Source organism: Aquibium pacificum, assembly GCF_040839445.1.
Classification (GTDB): Bacteria; Pseudomonadota; Alphaproteobacteria; order Rhizobiales; family Rhizobiaceae; genus Aquibium; species Aquibium pacificus.
In genome coordinates, this window is sequence record NZ_JBDPGJ010000004.1 from 677,624 (window position 1) to 699,074 (window position 21,451).

Genomic DNA, 21,451 nt, shown 5'->3' on the forward strand with positions numbered 1-21,451 from the left:
TGGGCCAGATTGGATCGGAAAATCCAGAACCTGAACTCATCGCGTTGCTCGCAGAACGCTTTGCCTGGGTCCGTGCACGACGCTTCCCATCCACGATGTGGGGACGACCGCTCTGAATGGTGTCCGTACTGAAGGTCATCCGTCTGCATCCAGCCCTTGGAGCGCCTTGGTAAGGATTGCCATTTGTACCGACTTGAGGCGATGCCATAGCCGACCCACGGCGGGATCCAGCCACTCATGTCAGACACCGCATAGCGGCGGCTATCCGAGCCTCCACATCGCAAAGCGGACAGTCAGCACACGGCCCCGAAGCCGGCAGACGGCAACGCGCCCCCATTCCGGACGGCCAAGCAGCCCTTCCAACAGCATTTGAGCGGACATTCCGATTCCACCGGTCGCAGGTGATCGCCAAGTGGGACGGAGGACCTAGTGCCGCGAAGGATACAATCGTGCGGCTTGCGGGGACCAGCCTGTGTGGCAGCCGGGAATCTCATTCTGACCAAAGCTCCGTGGATGACTCCGCAAGAAAGCGCAGGTAGTTCTCACCCAGGAGACCGCGGATCTGATCCTTCGTGAACCCCTCGACCTCCAGCGCCGCTACGAGCGCGGGCAACTGCTCTGGCTGGAAGAAGCTCCACGGAGGTTCCGGATAACCGCGAGGCCAGGTGTCTCGCTGATTGTGGAAGAAACCGTAATCGCTTCCTTCAAGGAACATGAAGTCGGTCCCTAGACCGATCTTGTCTGCTCCTGCCAAGCCGGCGATATGGGCCGCATGCCGCGCCATCTCGCGCGGGATGTCGTTGTCCTCCGCTCCCAGGAAGAAGCCGACTCCGTTCACCCCGAAATAGCCTCCGGCTTCAGCGGCAAGCCTGATCTGTTGATCGCTGATGTTACGCTCGTGCGGGTAGAGCGCTGCCGCATTCGAATGCGAAAACATCGGAGTTAGTCGCGTCTCAAGCTCCAGCACGTCTGAAACGGTTTTCTGGCCGCAGTGCGTCAGGTCGATCCGCATGCCAACGGCGTCCATCCGCCGAACGAGTGCTCTCCCGCGAACCGAGAGACCAGCGTTCCGCGGTTCGTGACACCCGTCCGCGAAGACGTTCGCGTCGTTGTAGGCCAGGATGGCACGCGTGACGCCGGCGGCGAAGAATGCGTCGACGAGATCAAGCGAGGACGCGAAAGGAGTGCTGGTCTGGAAGTGGAACGATACCGAGAAGCGACCTGCGGCATGGGCCGCCCGGATCTGCGCAGATGTGCCGGTCACCTCCGTGCCGAAGGATCTCAGTTCTGCGGCGATGCTGCCAAGGTTCTGCAGCGCCTCGAGCGCAGTGTCTTGCCCGGCGGCCAAGGTTAGAGAGACGTGGCTGAATCTTGACGTTCTAAGCCGTGAAAGTTGTTCGGACAAACTGGCGCCTGGAGGCAGGAAGGGCTTCGACCAGGGCAGCAAGCCGTCGCAGATCAGAGTGTCCCTGAGCCATGGGAATTGCGAGTAAAGCGCACCGCCATCGGGTTCTCCCATCAGAGCCCCCATGCGGTTCGAATACGCTCGCGAATTCCTGTTAAGCGTTGAACAGGTTCGTTGGCAAAGACGAAGCGCAGATATCGGTCGGCGCGCTCTGCCGTTCCCCAGCCGGTCATCGGCGTCGCTGCAATGGCACCGCGCTCGAAGAGCCTGCGGGAGGCTTCAGCAGGCTCCATGCCGATCGCCTTCGTGTCGATCAAAAGGGACCAGCCGCCGTCTGGAGCGACGGCTGGAAAATCTCCGATCTCCTGCAGGATGAGATCCCGACGCCGCTTCCATTCCGCCGTTGCCGCTGCGACGCCGTCGTCCCTGGTCGTCAGAGCAGCGGCTGCGCCAGGCATGCCGATGCCGACCTGGCAAACGACGTTCGTAAGGCTGACCAGCCCGACATCGTTCATGATGCGCCGAGGACCAACGATCCATCCGACCCTCCAGCCGATCATGCGGTACTCCTTGGAGACGGAGCCGATGGTGATGACACGTTCTGCCGCCTGTCCGAAGGAGGCGGGATGGAGAACGGGCGCATCCGTGTAGAGAATCCGCTCCATCGCGGCATCGTGCACGATCCACGCATCGGCACGGTCCGCGACCTCTGTGATGGCAGTCCATTCTTCCCTGTTGTGGACGATGCCGCTTGGCATGGAGGGACTCATCGTCAGGATTGCCCGTGTCTTGGCAGTGACGGCGCTCCGCAAAGCATCCAGATCCAGTCGCCAGGCACCATCCGAAACAAGCAGGGGCACGAAGGTGGGAACCCCGCCTGCCAGCCTTATGCGATTGATCAGTCCGGCATAGGCCGGATCGGTGATGATGACTTCATCACCCGGTTCGAGGATAGCAAGAAACACGTTTAACACGCCGGAAAGCCCGCCAGCGGAAACGATGCATTCGACGTCTGGATCATATGCCCGACCCGTAGCTGTCGATACGCGCGCGGCGGCCGCTTCCCGCAGGCTGTGGATGCCGAGGAACGGCAGGTAGCTGTTCGCGTCATCTCGGGTGATAGCCGTGATGGTCGCATCAATCGCGGCCGCGGGCGGCGCGATATCCGTGTCGAGGTTCTCCAGCCGCAGCATCTCCGGCGAAGAGAGGGCATCCGCGGCATTTCCCATCCGATCGACACCGATACCCGGAATGGCGGAGAGGCGTGATACCGGCATGCTCAATATCCAATAATGTTGGATCCAATTTCCATTCATGCATGCAATGCGTCTGCTTGCCTGTCAAGCTGTCGAGGTGTAGGAACCGCCTCAATGTCGCGATCACTCCCCCGAAAAGGCCATCAGACGCAGTATCTGATCGACACACTCCGGAGTGCCATTGTCGCGGGGGACTTCAAGCCCGGCAGCGTGTTGCGACAGGAGGAGTTGGCAAAGACATTCTCGTCCAGCCGCATGCCGATCCGCGAAGCATTGCGTACGCTCGCAGCCGAGGGGCTGATCCTTCTGCAGCCAAACCGTGGGGCGGTCGTCGCCCCCATCCACGCGGACGAGTTGCGGGAGAACGTGGAAATGCGGGAGGCGGCCGAAGTGCTGGCCATTCGCCTTTCGGTGCCAAACCTGTCGAACGCGCAGATCGATCGCGCCGCGGAGATTCAGCGGCGCATCGCCGTTTGCGACATGAAAGATTTCGGGAGCCTCAACAAGGCCTTCCACATGGCATTGTATGCGCCTTGCGCCCGACCGCGATTGCTGGCGCATGTTGGGTCGCTTCACGACGTGGCTGAGCGCTACCTGCGGTTCACCCTAGTCGAGCTTGACTATGTCTCGCGTTCGAACGGCGAACATGAAGCCATCCTGCAAGCGTGCTACCGGAGGGATGTAGATGCCGCTCAACTGGAGACATCCAGGCACATAGTGGGCGCCGGGAGGACACTAGAAGACCACCTGCGGAAGTCTGTCGGCGAGGGCAATTTCGACGCAGCGAGCGGCAGTTCCTGATTTCGGTCGCACCTATCTGCTACTATGAAATGACGGTAAGCGTCGCAGTTGACGGGTCGGTTACGAGAGGTCGGTTCCGGCCTGCACTGAGAATGTGGCTGGATTCTTCAACGCCGCTCCCATGCCATATTCTTTAAAGGATTAGCTCGGAAACTGCTGCCTCAATAGTCACCGCTAGAGAGCTCCACAGATCGCAACCTCGGCGGCGTCGAAGTCTCGAGCAACCGACTCACCGTTGAGGCAGCCCATAGCGACGCAACACGTCATAGAACAGCTGGCGTTTTGGTTCAGGATAGGGCGTCACCTTCCGCACGAGTTCTACGCTTGACCACGGCATGGCCTTGCGGTGACGGGCAACGAGTTCGGCCGCGCGATCGGTTTCCCCCAGAGCGTGGTGGGTCGCTGCGAGGATCAGTTCGATCAGGTTGGTGAGCGGTGCCATGACCGAGTACCGCTGCAGGTACGGCAGCGCCTCGTCATACCGACCGGCGATATAGAGCAGGCGGCCCCAGTCCAAGTCGTCATTGCGCCAGGCGTTCGGGTTCAACTTGGTTGCGCGATCGCGGAACGCTTCCTCGATTCGTCCGAGATAGGACAGGAGGATCGAACGGTTCGTGATCGGGCCGGAAAATGTCGGATACGCGGCGGCGGCGCGTTCGCTCGCCAGGAGACCCTCCTCCTTCTCGCCCTGATAGGCCAGCGCGATGGCCAGCATCTGCAGTGCCCAGCTGTTGCTGGCGTCGATCGCAATCGACCTGCGCGCCGCTTCGACCGCCGCCTGGATGTCGTCGTCGACCTCCGGCCTCCAGAGCGACGAGGCGCGCAGCAGCCGAATGTAGGAGAGTAACGCATGAAGTGGGGCAAAACCGTTGAATCGCTCCAATCCATCGAGAGCGATCGTTTCGGCGGCCCAATTGTCCTCAGGTTTCATGTTGGTATTGCGCGCCCGTGCGAGGACCAGATAGTCAAAACCCGTCATTGCCAGTGGTCCGGTGGAACGCGGACCTCGCAGATACATCACCTGGATCAGCCGGTTGAAGACGGCCTCGTCCAGCAAGCTCACGATGACTGAGGGCTCACCTGCGGGCACATCGTGGCGCACCGCGGCGAGGATGTTGTTAGACTCCGTCTCGATCAATTGCGCTGACACGTGGACCGTCTTGCCTTGCCGATACAGACGCCCGGCAACGACAAATTCGGCTTGCTCGGCCAGCGGCGAACCAGGTGTGACGAGCCGACCGAGGTCGGTGGTGCGCAAGCCGCTAGGGTTCCGCGAAAAACTCTCGGTGACCGCTTCGCGTAAAGGTGCCGCGAGTTCGGAAGTGGCGTCGTCGGAGTCGAAAGGCAGAACGCCGATGCGCCCGTGCCGTGCCGCAGATTCGCCCGGTGGGTCGGCGCCGTCGCCCGCAACTTCGCCGACGAAACGGAAGCCCCTGCCACGAACCGTTCGAATGAGACGTTGTTCGCGGCCGCTGTCGCCGAGGGCGCGGCGGGCCGCATTGATGCGAGTCGTGAGTGTCGATTCCGAAACGATCCGTCCGTCCCAGACCTCGGCCAGCATCATGTCGCGATCGACGACCCGGTCACGGTGGGCGACGAGACAGACCAGAAGGTCGAACACCTGAGGCTCGACGGCGACGGTCACCCCGTCGCGCCGGAGTTCGCGGCGTTTTCTATCGAGCGTGAAGTTTTCAAATGTCGCCAACACCGGCCTTCGTTCGATGAAATCTCAAGGAAAGATCAAGGCGGTCTGAAGGATCGAGCGAACGGCTCCGTGCATCCTTTGGTCTCCAATCGGAGAACCAGTCCATGTCGAAGCATACGTTCAGGCCCGTTTTCCGGGTCACCGTCTATCTCACCCTGGTTCTGGCCGCACATGCGCTCGCGCCGCATGCCGTCCGCGCCGAAACGCCGTGTCTGGTAGCAGAACTGCCGCCATCGGATCGACCGATCGTCGAGGAGGCGAGCCTTACGACCAACCCCGCGAACCTTACACGCAAGCTGACACGGCTTAAAGAGCAGAGCGGCGTGGACCAGATGCTGGACCTCGCCGGCCGGACGATGTTCGAGGAACAATGGGCCTACATTCCGGCCCGCGGACTCTGGATCGAGATCGGTTCGAACGAATTCGCGTGGGGTAACGATTCACAGGTCGAACTCGATGCGGACTACCTGATGGCGCTGCTCGAGGTTTTCGGTCATGTGCGCGTCTATCACTTTCATCCGGCCGCCTACTTCGATCGCCCAGGGGGAGCAGGTGAACTACCCGCCGGAACGTCCGAGGCATCCGCGCTGCCGTCGGACCGCCTGGGATCGATCGGCTTCGCGCTTCCGAGCCCGGCCGACGCAGAGGTGTCGCTCAAGATCGCTCTTGAACAGGGCACGAACAAGCCGAATGTGAATGCGACGTTCCACGTCGTCAGCCCTTATGGCGTGGCATCGTATGGTTCCACCGAGAGGGGCCGTAAGAGGCTGGTCGCAGAGGAAGGTAATCCGCGCACGAACCCGGCGCTTACCATCCTCGTCACTTTATCGCTGCGCCGCGGCGAGATCAATGTGACCAAGACTGTCGAAAGCATATCGGACGCGACGATCAACGAGGTTATCAATGTGCTCGCCGATCAGGTGACCACGCCCGACTACGAGGTCCAGTTCGAGCCGGTTGCGCGCCGGCCCGAGGGTAACGGGGTCAAAAGGACGCCTAACGCTCCTCGATCTTGGGCTGCCGTTGCCGAGCCTGACATCGTGGTGCCTTGCCGCGACGTCCGCTCGGGGTCATCAACGGCCGTCGCCGGCATACATAAGATGTCGGCCCCGATACCGCCCGAAGGTGGACGGCTAGCAGTGGCATCGTTCGCGCTATCATCAGTGACAGCTGAACGACCGGGATGGTGAAGGGTTTCGGGTGCCGGCACGCGTACGAAAGCCTTTCATGCAGGAACCCGCAGGCTACAGTGTTGACTACGGAGATTTCGATTTGCGGCCAATGTCCGCGTCGGCGCGATCCTTGCTGGAAAGCGCGGAAGTAGGCGCGGACAGGCTGCTTCGTTGCGCCTCGGCGTGGTATTGTTGGCTCCGCACGTTGCTCGTCGCGGACCTGTCGGCGCCCACAGTCATCGCGGGCGCGGGTCTCGACCACATTGGCCGGGCGCCTCAACGCCGTGCTCAACGCGATCTATGCCGCCTTCGGGCAGGGCCGGGACGGCCTCGTTCACCTTGGACCATCGGAGTCCCTGACCGGCGAAGCCCTTTGGTTCGCCCGCCTCGTTTTCTCCCTGATGCTCGGGGGGAAGATCGGGCCGTCATGATCGCTGAGGGTGGTGCGATCCTGGCCTCGTATTCCTGGATAAGGTCGGCGGCCCGCGCATCGCCATCGAAGGCGCCTTCCTCATATTTACGTACCCAGACACGGATCAGGTTGCGGGTGACGTCGTGCCGTTTCGCCAAACCGTGAAGCGTCTCGCTTGACAGATATTCCTGCGCAACCTGCCGCTTGAACTCGATGCTGTGCGTGCGATGTCGAACCATGGGCTTTTATCCTCCGAAAGCCTGGCCAACCGGTCAATGCCCTTCCATCAATTTGACCACCAGCAGGGGCGCACTCCATCATCCTGGTCAATCATGGGATCGACAACTGGCTGCCTGAGATTCTGGGCGCCAAGGGGCTTCCAGCGGCGGAGGCCGGGAGATGGGCGTCGCTCACCCAGATCGTCGGCATCGTCGGATCGCTAGTGGTGCCGCGCTATGCCGCGGCCGGCCGCCGTCTGGTGCTGATCACACTCATCTTCGCCAGCATGGCGGTCCCCAGCCTGCTACTGCTCCTCCCGGCGCGCAAGCGCTTGTAGCCTCTCTCGTCCTGCTCGGGATCGCGCGCACGTCGGCCACGGCCATCGTGATGCTTCTTGCTCGGCGGCATGTTTTTCGTCGCGGCCGAGATCGCGACCTCCTCGGCCCGACGACGATCGGGCTTCTGTCCGACCTGAGCGGCGGCTTTTCGAGTTGGCTATGGGCGCTTTCAGCGATCGGCGTCGTGCTGCTTGCGCTGGCGGGCCTGCTCGCGCGGATCGGACGCCGCGAGCGCTCGCTCACTCGCTGATCAGCGCCGAGAAGTCGGAATCGCCCGAGATCGGCAGCTTCGGCACCTCCATCCAGCAGACGCGCCGCGCCCGCTCGGCATCCACGCCGAGGCCGACGAAGGCGACCATCAGCGTCTCGCGCACGTGGTCGGGCTGCGTCCTGCCTAGGATGACGGACTGGATGCTTCGGACGAGGCCGCCCAGGATTGCGTCATGCGCGACCTGCATGGCGGAGAACCGGAAGTCCCCGTTGGCTGCAGCCATCTCGATGTCGCGCGGCAAATAGACATCGACCAGCTTGCCGCCCGCCTCGCCCTGGGTCCCAACCTGGACGATGAAGCGCCCCCAGGCCCGGTTCTCGATCGCGAGCGACATGTAGGCGAGACAACCCGCGGCGATCCGTTCCAGCGGGTCGTCGAAGGTCAGCACCATCTTGTCGATGACCTCCAGCACGCCGTCCGACACGGCGGCGTTGACGGCCTGCAGCAGTTCGTGGGTCGAGCGGAAGTGGTTGTAAAACGTCCCGCGCGACACGCCGGCCTGCGCGATGAAGTCGTCGATCGAGGCGGCATCCGGGCTCTTCTGTGAGAACACCGCGACGGCGGCGGCCATCAGCTTGCGGCGCGTCTGCTCCCGCCGGAGGATTCCGTTGCGCGTGCGGTGGTCGGCGCCACCGGCCTCGTCGATGGTTGTTTCGTCAGATTGGGCAGTGGGCCGCATGCTGTTTCCGTCGTCTTGCCGGATGGGGTGGGTTTCGGTGTCAATATAGACACGGGGTTCATATTGACAAAACTGTTCATTATGAACTAGCCTCCAATCATGCGGACCCGACGGGAGACGGGTTCGCCGCGAGGGAGGAGAATTCCAGTGCCATCGTCCGGCGCGACATCCGACGTCGTCATCATCGGCTATGGCCCGACCGGCCAGCTGCTTTCGATGTTGCTTGCCCGCAAGGGGCACCGCGTCGTCGTCGTGGAGCGCTGGCCCAATCTCTACCCGCTTCCGCGCGCGGTGCATTTCGACCACGAGGTGGCCCGGATCCTCCAGGCGGCCGGCGTCATCGACGACGTCAGCAATATCACCGAGGGCATCGATACCTACGAATGGCGAAACGCCGCCGGAGAACTCCTGCTGATGCTGGACTGGCGCGGCCGGGGCTCCAGCGGCTGGCCGGAATCGAACATGTTCTCGCAGCCGCAGCTGGAGGCGGTTCTCGATGCCCATGTCAGGGCGTCCGACAAAATCACCGTTCTGCGGGGGTGGGGCGCGACCGCTTTCGAGGACGACGGCGATCGGGTGCGGGTCGATCTGGCGAGAGGCACCGTGCAGGACGGGGTCTGGACGGCGACCGGCGAGACCGACACGATTGCGGGGCGCTACCTCGTCGGCGCGGACGGCGCCAATTCCCTCGTGCGCGAGCGTCTCGGCGTCGGCGTCGAGGATCTCGGCTTCGCCTTCGACTGGCTCGTGGTCGACGTCCTGCCGAGGGTCGAGCGGGAGTGGATCCCGAAGACCTGGCAATTGTGCGATCCGGCGCGGCCGACCACTGTCGTTCCCGGCGGTCCGAAGCGACGGCGCTGGGAATTCATGCTGCTGCCGGGTGAGACGCCGGCCACGATGAACCGGCCGGAGAAGGCCTGGAGCCTGCTCGAGCCCTGGGGCATGAACCCGGACACGGCGGAGCTCGAGCGTCATGCCGTCTACACCTTCCGGGCGCTTTGGGCGACGCAGTGGCGGAAGGGCCGCGCCGTGCTCGCGGGCGACGCCGCCCATCTGATGCCGCCCTTCGCAGGCCAGGGAATGTGCAGCGGAATGCGCGACGCCAACGCGCTTGCCTGGCGGCTCGACCTGATCCTGCGCGGCATCGCGTCGGACCGCCTGCTTGACAGCTACGGGCCGGAGCGCATCGGCCATGTGAAGACTATGATCGAGTTCTCCATCGAACTCGGCAACGTGATCTGCATCACCGATGCAGCGCAGGCCGCCGAGCGCGACCGCGAGATGATCGCCGCCCGCAACACCCCCGGCTACCAGTCGCCTCCCCAGCCGCGACCGCCGCTCGGGCCGGGTCTCCTCGTCGAGGGAGATCCGGCCGCCGGGCAACTGGGCGTGCAGGGGGCCATCGGCACGAAAGACGGCGTCCGACTCTTCGACGACGTCCACGGCAACGGCTTCCTTGTGCTTGCGCGGAGTAGCCGGGTTCTCGACCGGCTCTCCGGCGACGACGCGGCTTTCCTTCGCTCGATTGGAACAGTCGCCATGGGGCTCGACGAACTCGATGACATCGAAGGCGTCTACAGCCGCTGGCTCGACGAACTCGGTGCGACCGCGGTCCTGATCCGGCCGGACTTCTACGTCTTCGGCACGGCTGTCGATGAGGCCACTCTCGCTCCGCTCGTCGGACGACTGCGCGATGCGCTGGACATTCCCCTCGGGCCGGTTTCCCCAGACGGCCCGCTCTCCGAACTCATGGCCTCCGCGACGGGAGCGCAGTGAGATGACGCACGCCGGCGCACTGGTGGCGAAGGGACTGACCAAGCACTACGGCGGCGTCAAGGCGCTCGGCGACGTCAGCTTCGTGCTCGCCCCGGGGCAGACGCTGGGCGTGATCGGACCCAATGGCGCCGGCAAGTCCACGCTTCTGTCGCTGCTGTCGGGCGGCGTGCGGCCGACCTCGGGGACTGTCACCTGGGATGGGCGCCGGATCGACGATCTCCCGAGCTACAAGGTCGCGCGCCTGGGCATCGGCCGTGCGCGCCAGATCCCGCGGCCGTTCCGCCGGCTGACGGTCCGGCAGAACCTCGATGTCGCGGCCAACAGTGCGGTCGCCGCGCGCGAGGATCGGGCGCCGCTGGTCACCCGGACGCTCGACGAATGCGGGCTTCTGGCGCGCGCCGCCGCGCCGGCCGGCGAACTGGGGTTACTCGATCTCAAGCGGCTTGAGGTCGCGCGTGCGCTCGCTCTCGATCCCCGCGTCATTCTGCTCGACGAGGTTGCGGGCGGGCTGATGGGTCCCGAGGTTTCCGCCATCGCCGATCTCATCGGCAGCATCCGGCAGCGGGGCATCTCCATTGTCATCGTCGAGCACGTGCAGGGCGTGATCGGCCGGCACGCCGACCATGCCATCGTGCTGGACTGGGGCCGCGTCATCGCCGAAGGCAGCCCCCGGGAGGTCGCGGCCGACCCTAAGGTGGTGGAAGTCTACTTCGGTGCTGCCACCGCCATGCAGCCGAAGGCGGCCGATCCCGCCGTCAGAACTGCGCCTGTCGTGCTGGAAGTCGACCGCGTGACGGCCGGATATGGCGGCCTCACCGCGCTTTCGGATGTCAGCATCACGCTCCGGCAGGGCGAGGTCGTCGGTATCATCGGCGCCAACGGGGCGGGCAAGACCACGCTCTGCCGGGTCATCGCCGGTCTCGTCCCTTCGAAATCGGGTGCGGTTTCCCTGCTCGGCGAAGACGTCACTGCTCTGGCGCCGCATCGACGCGCGCGTCGGGGGCTGGCGATCTGCCATGAGGGCCGCCGGTTGTTCACGGGCCTTTCGGTCGAGGAGAACCTCGACCTCGGCGCAGCCCTGTCGGGCGCATCCCGCGAAGAGGTCAAGCGACGCCGCGGAGAGATCTACGGGATGTTCCCCGTCCTTGCGGAGCGGGCCCACAAGTCGGCGGGCGCGATGTCGGGCGGTCAGCAGCAGATGCTGGCGATAGGACGGGCGCTGATGGCGGCGCCCAAGGTCCTCCTGCTCGACGAACTCTCGCTCGGCCTAGCGCCGCTGGTCATCGAGACGATCTATCAGGCGCTCGATCACATCCGGTCGCTCGGGGTCAGCATCGTGCTCGTCGAGCAGAACACCCATCGCTGCCTCTCGGTGGCCGACAGGGTCTACGTGCTCGAGCGGGGACACGTCTCCTATGGCGGATTGCCCGAGGGGCTGATGAAGCAGGACGTCCTGCGCCAGGCCTATTTCGGCGAGACGGCCTGACCGGAGAGGATCGCGCGGCATACCGTCAGGAGACGGTTCGCATTCACAGGGAGGAGCATCGACCATGAAATGCATATCGGTTCACAATTTAAGGTACACGGCAGCGTTGACCGCCGCACTGCTCGTGCTGGGCGCGACATCCGTGCGCGCGGAGGACGTGGTGATGGGCGCGAGCCTGCCCATGGCCGGCCCGCTGGCGCAGTTCGGCGAGGTGATCCGCGACGGCTACGAATATGCCGTCAAGGAGATCAACGATCAGGGCGGCGTCCAGGTCGGCGACGCGAAGCGCCTCATCAAGCTGATCGTGCTGGATAATCGCGGCGACCCGAACCAGGTGGCGGGTCAGGTCCGCAAGCTCGTGCAGGCCGAGGGCGCGTCCGTGCTGCTCGGCGCCGTCACGCCCGTCTTCAACGGCCCGCTCTCCGCCGCCGCGGATCAGCTGAAAGTCCCGCTGGTCATGTCGCTCGTGCCCATCGACGCTTGGCAGGACGCCCGCGAGGGCGGCTACAAATACGCCTGGGACATCTATGCCCACGAGCCAGAGGCGACGAAGGTGACCTGGACAACCGCCGACATGGCCGAGACCAACAAGAAGGTCGCGCTCTTCCTCAATACGGACGAGGACGGCGAGATCTGGGGGCGCAACTGGACCGAACAGGCCGACGGGGCCGGGTACGAGGTCGTCTACACGGCGCGCATGCCCGTCGGAACGACCAACTTCGCCGAGTACATCAATTCCGCCAAGCAGGCCGGCGCCGAGATCGCGCTCGGCCAGATGGTGCCTCCGGACGCCATCACGCTGTGGAAGCAGATGAAGGCGCTGGGTTACGGCCCGAAGCTGGCGAGCTGCGAAAAGTGCGGCTCCGGCGACTGGTGGCCGGGCGCGCTCGGCGATGTGGCCGAAGGGACGCTGACGTCTGACGTCTGGGTGCGCGGCCTCGGCGGGCCTGGCGTCGGAGGCGTGGTTGCGGCACTCGGCGAAAAGCACAAGGGCAAGGTCTTGTCCGGCGCCGTGCTTTCCCACACCGTGGTCAACGTTGTCGTCGACGCCATCGAACGCGCCGGGACCCTCGAGGCGGACGCAGTCAATGCGGAGATCGCCAAGACCGACGGCGACTACGCGATCGGCCATGTCGCCTTCACGGTCAACCACGGCGCTCCTCTGCCACCGATCATGCAGCAGTGGCAGGGCGGTGAAGCGGTGCAGGTCTATCCGGTCGGTGCGGCTTCGGCCGATCTCCAGGCACCCGCCAAGGGTCTGCAGTAGCAAGGCATGGACAAGCTGCTTTCGGTCCTCATCGAGGGTCTCGGCACAGGAGGGCTCTACGCCGTCGTGGCGCTGGGGCTCTCCCTGGTGGCCGGCGTCATGCGCCTGCTCAACCTGGCGCATGGCGAATTCCTGGTCGGATCGGTCTACCTTATCATGACGCTCATGGCCTTCGCGGGCCTCGATCCGTTTCTGGCGATGGTCGGCGCGCTGCCTGTCGTCTTCATCGCTGCCTACGTCATCCAGCGCGCCCTCTTGCAGGATCTCATGGCGCACAGCGCCGAGGCGGTCCTGGTCGGCACCTTCGGCATCTCGATCGCGGCGCAGGCGATCTTCCAGATCGCCTTCGGCTCGAACGCCGTCGCGATCACCTCGCTGCTCGGACTGACGGGTGTCGAGATCTTGGGCCACACCACGCGATGGGTCTCGGTCGTGGCGATTACACTGGCGCTCGGTCTCACCGCCGCGACGCATTTCCTGCTCACGCGCAGCACCTTCGGCTGGTCGCTGCGCGCGGCCGCCGAGGATTCCATGGCCGCGCAGTCGCTTGGCGTCGACGTTCGTCACGTCTTCGCCCTGTGCTTCGGGCTCGGTGCGGTGCTCACCTCCTTCGGCGCCATCGTGGTGGGCATCGGCTTCAGCATCGAACCCTCGAGCGGGATGCTGTGGCTGATGCGCGGCGTTGCCGTCGTCGTCATCGGCGGCATGGGCTCGGTCTGGGGTACGCTCCTCGCCGGCTGCATGGTCGGTCTCGTCGAGGAGGCGAGCGTGGTGATCGTCGGCTCCGAGTACCGCGACATCGTCGTCTTCGGTCTTCTCGTCCTCGTGCTGGTGCTGCGGCCGAACGGCCTGTTCAGGGGGAATGCCGCATGAGTTCCCGGTCCGCCGTGCTGTCATGGCTCGCGCTGGCGGTCTGCGCGGCCGCGATCGCTTTCGCTCCGTTCGTGCTGTCCGACTACGACCTCGTGCTCGGCTTCGGCTTCTTCGTCGCCGCAGGCCTCGCCGTTTCCTGGAATCTCGTGGGCGGTTTCGCCGGCCAGTTCGCGCTCGGCCACTCCATGTTCGTCGGCATCGGCTCCTACAGCGTGGCCGTGCTCACGACCTTCTTCGGTGTACCCGCCATACTGGCGATCGCGGTCGGCGGCGTCCTGTCGGGCATCCTCGCCGCCCTGAGCGCCGCGCTCTTCCTGCGCATGCGCGGCGCCTATTTTTCGGTCGCCACCATGGGCTTGGCGCTGGTCTGCATGGCCGCGGTCATCGTCACGCCCTCGCTCGGCGCCACCGCCGGCATCATCCTGCCGGGCGACCTGCCGATCGACGATCTCAAGCTGTTCTGGATCTGCGGCGGCCTGGCGCTCGCCGTCACCGCGGCCAGCCTCGCCATTAGCCGCTCGGGGTTCGGTCTGGCGCTCATGGCGGTTCGCGACGACGAGCAGGCAGCGGCCGAGTCGGGCGTCAACCCGCTGCTCGCCAAATGCCTGATCATGGCCGCCAGCGGCGGGGCCGTCGGGCTTTTCGGCGGGCTGGTGGCGCTTCAGAAGCTGACGGTGGAGCCCTATTCGGCCTTCTCGTTCAGCTGGTCGATCGCCATGATCATGATGAGCGTGATCGGCGGCCTTGGCTCGGTCTTTGGTCCCGTGCTGGGCGCTGCCGTCGTCTTCGCACTGCAGCAGGCGCTCGACGAGCTTCCGGTCTGGAACCTTCTCGTCACCGCCATCTTGCTCATCCTCATCATCCGGCTTGCTCCCGGCGGGTTGAACGCGGTCGGCGGGCTGGCGTTTGGGAGCTTGTCCCGTCTGTCGAGGCGGGGAGGAATGATACGCGCCCGGACACCGCACCCGAAAGGCTAGTTCCTGATCCTGTCGAACCTCGACCGGAGGGGCGACTGAAGAACGGCAGCTCATCGGGTCGCCGATCCGAAGATGGAATGTGGCCTTTCGGCGCAGTTTGAGCCCACATTTGGACGTCTGTCGATATGGCAGGTTCTTAGGGCCGCAGGCAAACAAAGCTGAACGACCAGGAATCGTTGGCCGAACGTCGGCTTTCTCAGTTTCTCGCCCCTAACCGGACAGTCAGCAGTCGGCCCCATACCCGCCAGTCAGCAACGCGTCCTCATCACAGGCCGCTCGCATTCGCGCTGGCGATTCGCCAAAGTCCACGGTGACGTCCACCGGCGTGGTGTAGCTGGGTAGCGCGGTGGTCATCGGCGCTTTCCGGTAGGGCCTGGTTGCGACGCCAACTCCTCACTGGAAAGACCACCTATGACCGACGACATGATGAACCTGCGTGCGCTTGTGGAGAAGAGCGCGGATGCCGATCTGCTGCGCGAAATGACCCTCGGATCAAATCCAAGGGCCTTTGCCGCCGAGAATCTGGTGGAGATGGAGGTGGGCGCGGCCACCGGCGCCCCTGGGGCGAGAAGAGCCCGCTTCGGACAGCCCACCGCAATGGCTACCGCGACCGGGACAGGGAGACGCGCGCCGGCACCGTCGAACTGCGCATCCCGAAGCTCGGGAAGGGTTCCTACTTTCCCAGCTTCCTGTAGCCGCGCCGTATGGCCGAGAAGGCACTGACGGCGGTGATCCAAGAGGCCTATGTCCAAGGCATCTCGACACGTTCGGTCGACGATCTCGTCAAGGCCATCGGCATGTCGGGCATCTCCAAGAGCCACGTGTCTCGACTCTGCGAGGAGATCGTCCTTCGACAGGCTCAGGATGATGGGCGAGTGAAGGCCATCCTCGAAAGGCCGATCGAGGGCGACTGGCCGTATCTCTGGATCGATGCCACCTATCTGAAGGTCAGCCGCGGCGGGCGCATCGTCTCGGTCGCGGTCATCATCGCGGTCGGCGTCAGCACCGACGGCCGGCGCGAGGTTCTGGGCATGGAGATCGGCACCTCGGAAGCCGCGGCCCTGAGCTTGCCGAAGGGGCTGGACCGAGTTCCTGCGCAAGCTGACGCGCCGTGGCCTTCGTGGCGTGAAGCTCGTCGTCTCGGGCGCCGACGAGGGCCTCAAGGCTGCATCGATCGAGGCGACGCTGGAGCTTTGGGCGACTTCGCTACGGGAGGTGAAGGCGCGGATGCGGTCCCTTTTCACGCAGGAGCGGGTGGCGGTTTCAGTGGATCTCTTTCTGGACGGTCTACTCGGGGATATGCGGCGCAAGACCGGCTGGATGCGAGCCGAGGCGGCCGGGATCCCGGTCCGTGGCGTCAGCAGGCCATCCTGGGCGGCGGCCGCTGGGATGCGGATGCGCTGTGCAACATTGTGCGGGGTTGCGCGCTTGAGACATTGGCGGATGCTGATGCGGTTTTGGTGATTGCCGGCTTCCTGAAGCAGGGCAAGACCTCGTGCGGCGTGGCGCGTCAATATACGGGATCGGCGGGTAAGATCACCTACTGCCAGATTGGCGTATTCGCATCCTATGTGTCACGACACGGCCACGCATTCATCGATTGGGCGCTCTATCTACCGAAAGCCTCGACTGATGATCGGGACCGTACGGCCAGGGCCCATGTGCCGGAAAACGTCGGCTTTATGACCACGCCGGCACTGGCGCTTGCCATGATTGAGCGGGCCATCGCGTCGAATGTGCCATTTCCCTGGGTGGCCGCCGACAGCGTCTACGGCGTCGGCGACATCGAAATGGTGCTCAAGCGGGCCGCAAAGGGCTATGTGCTGGGCGTGAACGCCAATCGTCCCTTTCGCTCATGGGACAAACCGCCGGCCGTCGCCGGAACGGCGAAGGACATCGCCGCCGCCTTGCCCGAGGATGTCTGGCGACGCCTGTCGGCAGGCGATGGAACCAAAGGCGCACGGCTGCATATTGGGCCTATCTCGAATTGGCCGATCTCGATGCCAGTGATTTTGATGCAACATGCCCCGGCATCTGGACACGCGGGCTGTTGATTCGCCGCGATATCGCCGATGGCCATCTCGCCGTCTTCTCGACCTGGTGTCCGATTGGCACCGCCATCGAAACGCTGGTGACGGTGGAAGGGCATCGCTGGGCGATCGAAGACAGCTTCGAGACCGCCAAGAACGAACTCGGTCTCGACCACAACGAGACCCGCTCCTGGCACGGCTGGCATCGCCATGTCTCGCTGGCTTTCGCCATGATGGCGGTAATTCGCCATCGTGCCAACGCCATGCCGCCCCAAAAAAGCGATGCGGCCCTCAAGGCGCAAGTCCGGCAATTAATCCGTTGGTCGATCCGAGAAACCGCCGCATCGCCACCCGTCTCTCACGACAACGCGTTCATCCCGCTCATTTTATCGCATGGTCACCTTGGCGACGAGCACATCAGGCCGCTGCACGACGAGCACACATCAAATCAAAATCGCAACTGCAATGCTAGGACGCCTGGCAGCACATCGTCCTCAACGCCTCGGGCCCGAAGTCATTTGCCGAACGGTGGCGAACTCTCAGGTACTCAAAAGGCCTGGGCGATCAGCCATTCCCTGCCGGCTGGCCGATCCAACAGCCTGCGCCGACACCGACCGGATCGCGATGAGAACTAAAAAGGGGGCTGGAAAGGGGGCCAAAGAGAGAAGAAGCAAGCTAACCGCTTGAGAAAACTAATATTTCCGCTCAAGAATGGTGCCCAGGAGAGGACTCGAACCTCCACGCCTTGCGGCACACGGACCTGAACCGTGCGCGTCTACCAATTCCGCCACCTGGGCAGGTGCGCGGCTTCGTGTATGCGGGACGCCTTTCCCTGTCAATGCGATTTTCGGGCAATGAGAGGCGCGCCGGCCGGAGCAAGACGTCACGCGCCGTCCCGATGTCGGGAGGCGCGGGCTCGGCTCGACGGCCGACCGGCGTAGCGCCGGTTCTCCGCGACTTCCCTTGTCGGACTTCCGCCTTCGATCGTCCGGTGCCCCCGTGCTCCGCCGGCGCACTCGTGACGATCCCCCTTGCCCCTCCCGTCCCGGGACCTTCCGCGCATCGTGCTTGTTTGCCTGGAGCCACCGCGTTGTCGTCAGGCCGCAAGTCCTCCCGTGCACCCTGAAGTATTCGGCAATGACGGGGTGGCGAGTTATCGCTTCTGACTTCTTGGATTTCGCTTGCACGCACTGATTTCATTGGCGCACCCGACAGGATTCGAACCTGTGACCTCTGCCTTCGGAGGGCAGCACTCTATCCAGCTGAGCTACGGGTGCCTCGCCACGGCGATTGGACCGCAGCGCGAGACGTGCCGGACGGACCGGCGCGGCAACGTGTGCTTCATAACCGAAGCGCCGCGGCGCATCAACTGCCGAATGCGGGACGAGGCACAGGGGCCCGGATCGAAGAAGCCGACGGGACGGAGACGATGAGGGCCGAGGGCGACGGCGAGGGCGAGGGCAAGCCCAAGGACGACGGCGAAGGCGGCGACCGGGCTCGTTCTCATCGAGCGGCCTGCGATCCGCCGGCGCATTCGTCGAATGGCAGCGTGGGACCGGCGGCCGGCCGGTCATTCCGATGAGCGTGTGGCTGGTCGTTGCCGAAGACACCGCAGGCAGCCGAGACGGGCTGCGCCGGAGATTTCGGCCGTCGGTCCGGCCGGTCCGATTCCCGGCGTTGATTGGTTTCAGTCGTGCGGCGGCTTGCCCTTTCGGGGCTAGCGCTCCGTGGCGCCGGTCTCCGGAGCCGGCGCGGGGGAGACCGGGTTCATCACCTGCCCCGGCTTCCTCGGCTGCGACAGCGGCGTCGGCGTCGGCGCGTTGCCCTTGAGCAGCCCAGTTCCGGCGTAGATGCCGCCGGTCAGTTGCATCTCGAACCGCTCGCCGTCGCGTCGCCGCACCTCGTCGATCAGTTCGGCGGCCTCGTCCGCCTCGGTTCCGAGTGTCACCAGCGTCTCGCGGCCGAACGAGAGCGCCGATTCGAAGGTCTCGCGGATCTGGTAGTCCACCCCGGCATGGATGAGGTCCAGCGCCGCACCGCGGTCGAAGGCGCGCGCCAGCACCGGGGTGAGGGGGAACTCGGTCTTGAGATGCTCCACGATCCTGAGCGCAGTCTCGGCCTTGTCGACGCAGACCAGTACGGCGCGCGCGCGCCCCGCGCCCGCCGTGTGCAGGATATCGAGTCGCGTTCCGTCGCCGTAGTAGACCTTGAAGCCGAAATCGGCCGCAGCCTGGATCATCTCGACGTCGTTGTCGATGATGGAGACGTCCATGCCCTGCAGGAGCAGCGGCTGGCTGGCGACCTGCCCGAAGCGGCCGAATCCGATGACCAGCACGCTGCCGTCGAGCCCGTCGGCAATTTCCACCCCCTCGAGCGTCTGTTCGTCGCGCGGCAGGACGTAGCGCAGGCCAAGGATGGCAATCGGCGTGATCACCATGGAGATGATGACGATGGCCGTCAGTACGGCGTTGGCCTCGGCGTCGATGATGCCAACCGATGCGGCGGCGGCATAGAGTACGAAGGCGAACTCGCCCCCCTGCGCCATCAGCACGGCGCGCTCCAGCGCTTCCGAATGGCCGTGGCGCAGGAGCCGCGCGACGGCGTAGATGCCGGCCGCCTTCACCGCCATGTAGGCCACGACGTAGAGCGCGATCGTCCCCCAGTTCGCCAGCACGACCGTGAGGTCGAGCGACATGCCGACGGCCAGGAAGAACAGCCCGAGAAGGATGCCGCGGAAGGGCTCGACGTCGGCTTCGAGCTGGTGGCGGAAAGTCGATTCGGACAGGAGCACGCCGGCCAGGAAGGCGCCCATCGCCATCGAGAGCCCGCCGAGCTGCATGGCGAGTGCGGAGCCGAGCACGACCAGAAGGGCTGCCGCCGTCATCACCTCGCGCGCATGGGCGTCGGCGAGAATGCGGAACAAGGGGTTGAGCAGGTAACGTCCGGCGACGATCAAACCCAAGATAGCGCCGATGCCGATCGCCACGTCGGTCAGCCGCTCGGTCGTGGAGGCCTCGCCTCCGCCGGGTGCCAGGAAAGCGATGAGGGCAAGCAGCGGCACGATGGCGAGATCTTCCAGGAGCAGGATGGAGACGATTCTCTGGCCCCGCGTGGTCGCCATCTGGCCCCGCTCCTCGAGGAGCTGCATGACGATCGCCGTCGAGGTGAGCACGAAGCCCGCGCCCGCCACGAAGGAGGGAGCGATGCCGAAGCCGCCGGCCAGGCCGACGCCGGTGAGGAGGACGGCGCAGAGTGCGGCCTGAAGCAGGCCCAGCCCGAAGATTTCGGTGCGCAAGCTCCAGAGCCGAGATGGCCGCATTTCGAGCCCGATGATGAAGAGGAACATGACGACCCCGAGTTCGGCCACGTGCAGGATCGCCTCGGGGTCGTCGAACAGGCGCAGTCCGAAGGGGCCGATCGCCAGGCCGGCGGCGAGGTAGCCGAGGATCGAGCCGAGCCCGAGCCGCTTGAAGATCGGCACGGCCACGACGCCCGCCCCGAGAAGGGCGACCACCTGAACCAGTTCGCCGCCGCTCGCCTCACCGGCCATGCCACGCTCCTTTTTGCGTCACCAGAGATTGTTCCCGATTTTCGCCGCCGGCGAAAGATGCGCTGCTGGCGGGAGCCCGCAGTGCCCTGATCGTCAGGCGTCTTCGAACCCGGTCAGGACGCCGACCGCGTTGATGCCGATCTCTTCCACCGCATAGCCGCCTTCCATGACGACGAGCGTCGGCAGCCCGAGCGCAGCGATCCGCCGGCCGATCTTCGGGTAGTCCCCGGTGATCAGCCTGAACTTCGAGATCGGGTCCTTCTCGAAGGTGTCGACGCCGAGCGACACGACGACGACGTCCGGGGAGAAGGCGGTAAGGTGCGCGCAGGCATCCTCCAGGGCTTCGCTCCAGCGCTCCCAGGCGGTACCGAATGGCATGGGGTAGTTGTGGTTGAAGCCTTCGCCCGCGCCTTCTCCGCGCTCGTCGGCATGGCCGAGGAAGAAGGGATATTCCACCATCGGATCGGCATGCAGGTTGAGCACCTGCACGTCGCCGCGGTGGTAGAAGATCTGCTGCGTGCCGTTGCCGTGGTGATAATCGACGTCGAGGATGGAGACCCTTCCTGCCCCCTGATCGCGCAGCCATTGCGCCGCGACGGCGGCGTTGTTGACGTAGCAGTAGCCGCCCATGAAGGAGGAGCCGGCGTGATGTCCCGGCGGACGGCAGAGTGCGAAGACGGCGCGTTCACCGGCATTCACCAGCGAGGCGGCGGTCAGGGCCGTGTCGTGGGAAGACTTGATCGCCTCCCACGTGCCGGCCACGAAGCCGGCGCCTCCGTCGAAGGAATAGTAGCCGTGCAGGGCTTCCACCGCTTGCGGCGGCACGTCGCCGCGCAAACCGCGCGTGGGCCACGCGAAGGGCAGGGCGGTGCCGCCGCGGCCCTCGGCGGACCAGCGCTCCCAGACGGTCGGCAGGAAGTCGAGATAGCCGGCATCGTGGACCTTCCTGGCACTGGAGAGATCGAACGGCTCCGGCGCGAGAATCGGCCCGAGATCCACGGCTTCGATGCGCGCGCGAATGAACTCGGCACGGGACGGCATCTCGAACGCTGGCAGCAGCTCGCCGGCCAGCAGTTCCAGGTTCCCGGCGTGCCCGGCATGCTTTGGTGAATAGACGGATTTCAACGGGTCCTCCGTGTGCATTACGTTGGGTAATCCGCACTCAAACGGTTGGATGACCCTTCAGTAAGATTTGAGCAAGTTTTGCGACGCATGCTGCCATCTTGCCGGTGAT

15 protein-coding genes, 2 tRNA genes and 2 pseudogenes are annotated in these 21,451 nt (G+C 64.8%); 10 read left to right on the forward strand and 9 right to left on the reverse strand.

Annotation, left to right across the window (positions count from 1 at the left end; translation table 11 throughout):
• Window positions 1-490 precede the first annotated feature (490 nt).
• Together ABGN05_RS19820 and ABGN05_RS19825 are read right to left on the reverse strand one after the other, a co-directional pair.
• On the reverse strand, window positions 491-1,519 hold the full coding sequence (locus ABGN05_RS19820) for a dipeptidase (RefSeq protein ID WP_367955759.1): 1,029 nt from the start codon (window positions 1,517-1,519) through the stop codon (window positions 491-493).
• Window positions 1,519-2,598, reverse strand: a complete 1,080-nt coding sequence (locus ABGN05_RS19825; RefSeq protein ID WP_367955760.1) for a pyridoxal phosphate-dependent aminotransferase — start codon at window positions 2,596-2,598, stop codon at window positions 1,519-1,521. The genes ABGN05_RS19820 and ABGN05_RS19825 overlap by 1 nt, the downstream gene beginning before the upstream one ends.
• Window positions 2,599-2,775: 177 nt before the next feature.
• On the opposite strand from ABGN05_RS19825, the gene ABGN05_RS19830 reads away from it, so the two are divergent.
• On the forward strand, window positions 2,776-3,462 hold the full coding sequence (locus tag ABGN05_RS19830) for a GntR family transcriptional regulator (protein ID WP_367955761.1): 687 nt from the start codon (window positions 2,776-2,778) through the stop codon (window positions 3,460-3,462).
• Window positions 3,463-3,691: 229 nt separating this feature from the next.
• Here ABGN05_RS19830 and ABGN05_RS19835 read toward each other — a convergent pair whose 3' ends face one another.
• On the reverse strand, window positions 3,692-5,167 hold the full coding sequence (locus ABGN05_RS19835) for a winged helix-turn-helix domain-containing protein (RefSeq protein ID WP_367955762.1): 1,476 nt from the start codon (window positions 5,165-5,167) through the stop codon (window positions 3,692-3,694).
• A 104-nt stretch (window positions 5,168-5,271) separates the two neighbouring features.
• Between ABGN05_RS19835 and ABGN05_RS19840 the strand changes: the two genes are divergently transcribed.
• Window positions 5,272-6,357: a hypothetical protein gene (locus tag ABGN05_RS19840; RefSeq protein WP_367955763.1), complete on the forward strand. Its 1,086-nt coding sequence runs from the start codon at window positions 5,272-5,274 to the stop codon at window positions 6,355-6,357.
• A 270-nt stretch (window positions 6,358-6,627) separates the two neighbouring features.
• On the opposite strand, the gene ABGN05_RS19845 is transcribed toward ABGN05_RS19840, so the two are convergent.
• Complete coding sequence (locus ABGN05_RS19845; RefSeq protein WP_367955764.1) at window positions 6,628-6,990, reverse strand: transposase; 363 nt, start codon at window positions 6,988-6,990, stop codon at window positions 6,628-6,630.
• Between the two features lie 364 nt (window positions 6,991-7,354).
• Between ABGN05_RS19845 and ABGN05_RS19850 the strand changes: the two genes are divergently transcribed.
• Window positions 7,355-7,558 carry a hypothetical protein gene (locus ABGN05_RS19850; RefSeq protein ID WP_367955765.1) on the forward strand — a complete coding sequence of 68 codons (204 nt, stop codon included), beginning with the start codon at window positions 7,355-7,357 and terminating at the stop codon, window positions 7,556-7,558.
• Here ABGN05_RS19850 and ABGN05_RS19855 read toward each other — a convergent pair.
• Window positions 7,548-8,258 carry a TetR/AcrR family transcriptional regulator gene (locus ABGN05_RS19855; protein ID WP_367955766.1) on the reverse strand — a complete coding sequence of 237 codons (711 nt, stop codon included), beginning with the start codon at window positions 8,256-8,258 and terminating at the stop codon, window positions 7,548-7,550. The two genes, ABGN05_RS19850 and ABGN05_RS19855, sit on opposite strands and share 11 nt — an antisense overlap.
• Window positions 8,259-8,405: 147 nt before the next feature.
• Here ABGN05_RS19855 and mhpA point away from each other — a divergent pair, with 147 nt between their 5' ends.
• From mhpA to ABGN05_RS19890, 7 genes and pseudogenes are all read left to right on the forward strand, one after another.
• A complete protein-coding gene (mhpA, locus tag ABGN05_RS19860; RefSeq protein WP_367955767.1) occupies window positions 8,406-10,034 on the forward strand; it encodes a bifunctional 3-(3-hydroxy-phenyl)propionate/3-hydroxycinnamic acid hydroxylase MhpA in 1,629 nt (542 codons plus the stop codon).
• 1 nt (window position 10,035) lies between these two features.
• The gene (locus tag ABGN05_RS19865) at window positions 10,036-11,520 is read left to right on the forward strand and encodes an ATP-binding cassette domain-containing protein (protein ID WP_367955768.1); all 1,485 of its coding nucleotides are present in this window, start codon (window positions 10,036-10,038) and stop codon (window positions 11,518-11,520) included.
• Between the two features lie 106 nt (window positions 11,521-11,626).
• Window positions 11,627-12,787, forward strand: coding sequence for an ABC transporter substrate-binding protein (locus ABGN05_RS19870; protein WP_367955769.1), 1,161 nt, complete (start codon window positions 11,627-11,629; stop codon window positions 12,785-12,787).
• A gap of 6 nt (window positions 12,788-12,793) precedes the next feature.
• The gene (locus ABGN05_RS19875; protein WP_367955770.1) at window positions 12,794-13,660 is read left to right on the forward strand and encodes a branched-chain amino acid ABC transporter permease; all 867 of its coding nucleotides are present in this window, start codon (window positions 12,794-12,796) and stop codon (window positions 13,658-13,660) included.
• Entirely contained in the window at window positions 13,657-14,637 is a 981-nt protein-coding gene (locus ABGN05_RS19880; protein WP_367955771.1) for a branched-chain amino acid ABC transporter permease, read from the forward strand. The genes ABGN05_RS19875 and ABGN05_RS19880 overlap by 4 nt, the downstream gene beginning before the upstream one ends.
• 411 nt (window positions 14,638-15,048) lie before the next feature.
• Window positions 15,049-15,834: pseudogene (locus ABGN05_RS19885) on the forward strand (IS256 family transposase); the annotation flags it as partial.
• Window positions 15,811-16,945 (forward strand): annotated as a pseudogene (locus ABGN05_RS19890) (IS701 family transposase); the annotation flags it as partial. The pseudogenes ABGN05_RS19885 and ABGN05_RS19890, both read left to right, overlap by 24 nt.
• 434 nt (window positions 16,946-17,379) lie before the next feature.
• Here ABGN05_RS19890 and ABGN05_RS19895 read toward each other — a convergent pair.
• The 4 genes from ABGN05_RS19895 to ABGN05_RS19910 all read right to left on the reverse strand — a co-directional run bounded on the left by ABGN05_RS19895 (window position 17,380) and on the right by ABGN05_RS19910 (window position 21,342).
• A tRNA-Leu gene (locus ABGN05_RS19895) sits at window positions 17,380-17,464 on the reverse strand.
• Between the two features lie 403 nt (window positions 17,465-17,867).
• Window positions 17,868-17,944 (reverse strand) — tRNA-Arg (locus ABGN05_RS19900).
• A 440-nt stretch (window positions 17,945-18,384) separates the two neighbouring features.
• Entirely contained in the window at window positions 18,385-20,217 is a 1,833-nt protein-coding gene (locus tag ABGN05_RS19905) for a monovalent cation:proton antiporter-2 (CPA2) family protein (protein WP_367955772.1), read from the reverse strand.
• Between the two features lie 93 nt (window positions 20,218-20,310).
• Entirely contained in the window at window positions 20,311-21,342 is a 1,032-nt protein-coding gene (locus ABGN05_RS19910; RefSeq protein WP_367955773.1) for a histone deacetylase family protein, read from the reverse strand.
• Window positions 21,343-21,451 lie beyond the last annotated feature (109 nt).